Origin of the sequence: Streptomyces sp. Ncost-T10-10d (assembly GCF_900091955.1) — a bacterium.
Taxonomy (GTDB): Bacteria; Actinomycetota; Actinomycetes; order Streptomycetales; family Streptomycetaceae; genus Streptomyces.
Genome location: NZ_FMDF01000088.1, coordinates 1 through 2134, shown reverse-complemented (window position 1 = coordinate 2134; position 2134 = coordinate 1). Strand labels below are relative to the sequence as shown.

Annotated in this window: 1 protein-coding gene; it reads left to right on the top strand. The window is 69.8% G+C overall.

The features are described from left to right. On the top strand, nucleotides 1–2134 hold a 2134-nt coding region (locus GA0115254_RS13255), incomplete at both ends, for an Rne/Rng family ribonuclease (protein WP_176740102.1).

The following is a 2134-nucleotide window of genomic DNA, read 5'->3' as shown; positions in this document are numbered from 1 at the left end:
GCGCCGCAGGCCGGTTCGCGCCGCCGTCGCCGCCGTCGCGGTGAGGCCGCCGAGCCCGAGGCGGCCGCCGCTGTCGAGGTGGAGGAGCACGCCGAGGAGGAGCCCGAGCCGGAAGGCGAGGCCGAGGCCGAGCACGAGGGCGAGGAGACGGACGAGTACGGGGACCGGCCTTCGCGCCGTCGCCGTCGCGGAGGGCGTCGCCGCCGTCGTGGCGAGATCACCGAAGGTGACGAGGCCGCGGAGCAGTTCGGCGAAGAGGCCGCCGCCGAGCGCGCCGAGGAGGACCAGGAGCGCGCTCAGGAGGTCGAAGAGGCTGAGGAGGACGAGGACCACGAGGCGTCCTCCGCCGGAACCAGCAGCAGCCGTCGTCGCCGTCGTCGTCGCCGTCGCAGCGGTGACATGCCGTCCGACGCCGACAGCGGTACGGACGACCCGGAGCGTACGGTCGTCAAGGTCCGCGAGCCCCGCAAGAAGGAAGAGCGGGAGCCCGGTACCGGCTTCGACGAGGTCCAGTCCATCAAGGGCTCGACCCGTATGGAGGCGAAGAAGCAGCGCCGCCGCGAGGGCCGTGAGCAGGGCCGCCGTCGCGTCCCGATCATCACGGAGGCGGAGTTCCTGGCCCGCCGCGAGGCCGTCGAGCGCGTGATGGTCGTCCGCCAGAACGGCGAGCGCACCCAGATCGGCGTCCTCGAGGACAATGTGCTCGTCGAGCACTACGTCAACAAGGAGCAGGCCACCAGCTACGTCGGCAACGTCTACCTGGGCAAGGTGCAGAACGTACTGCCGTCCATGGAGGCCGCCTTCGTCGACATCGGCAAGGGCCGCAACGCCGTCCTGTACGCCGGTGAGGTGAACTTCGAGGCGCTCGGCATGGCCCACGGGCCGCGCCGGATCGAGACCGCGCTCAAGTCCGGTCAGTCCGTCCTCGTCCAGGTGACCAAGGACCCGATCGGTCACAAGGGTGCCCGCCTGACCAGCCAGGTCTCGCTGCCCGGCCGCTACCTGGTCTATGTGCCCGAGGGCTCGATGACCGGCATCAGCCGCAAGCTGCCCGACACCGAGCGGGCCCGGCTGAAGACCATCCTCAAGAAGATCGTTCCCGAGGACGCGGGCGTCATCGTCCGTACCGCGGCGGAGGGTGCGAGCGAGGACGAGCTGCGCCGCGATGTCGAACGGCTGCAGCAGCAGTGGGAGGACATCCAGAAGAAGTCGAAGAGCAGCGGCAGCTCCAACGCGCCGACGCTGCTCTACGGCGAGCCGGACATGACTGTCCGGGTCGTCCGCGACATCTTCAACGAGGATTTCTCCAAGGTCATCGTCAGCGGCGGCGACGCGTGGGAGACCATCCACGGTTACGTCTCGCAGGTGGCGCCGGACCTGACGGACCGCCTGTCGCGGTGGACCTCCGAGGTCGACATCTTCGCGACGTACCGGATCGACGAGCAGCTCATGAAGGCGCTGGACCGGAAGGTCTATCTGCCGAGCGGCGGCTCGCTGGTGATCGACAAGACCGAGGCGATGGTCGTCGTCGACGTCAACACCGGCAAGTTCACCGGTCAGGGCGGCAACCTCGAGGAGACCGTCACCAAGAACAACCTGGAGGCGGCCGAGGAGATCGTGCGCCAGCTGCGGCTGCGCGACCTCGGTGGCATCGTCGTCGTCGACTTCATCGACATGGTGCTGGAGTCCAACCGGGATCTGGTGCTGCGGCGCCTGCTGGAGTGCCTGGGACGCGACCGTACGAAGCACCAGGTCGCCGAGGTCACCTCGCTGGGCCTGGTCCAGATGACCCGTAAGCGGGTGGGCCAGGGTCTGCTGGAGTCCTTCTCCGAGACCTGTGTCCACTGCAACGGGCGCGGCGTGATCGTGCACATGGAACAGCCGACCTCGGTCGGCGGAGGCGGCAACGGCAAGCGTTCCAAGAAGCGCGGCCGGGGCGGCGTGGACCACGAGCACGTGGCGGAGATCGAGACCGAGGTCGAGACCGAGACCGAGGCCGAGGTGGCTGCCGAGGTGGCCGCCCCGGTGGCGCTGCCCGAGCCGGAGTTCGTCCCCGACGAGGAGCTGTACAGCAGCCCGGCCGAGGCCGAGGCAGCCGCCTCGCGCGGCCGCGGCCGGCGCCGCGCGACCGCAA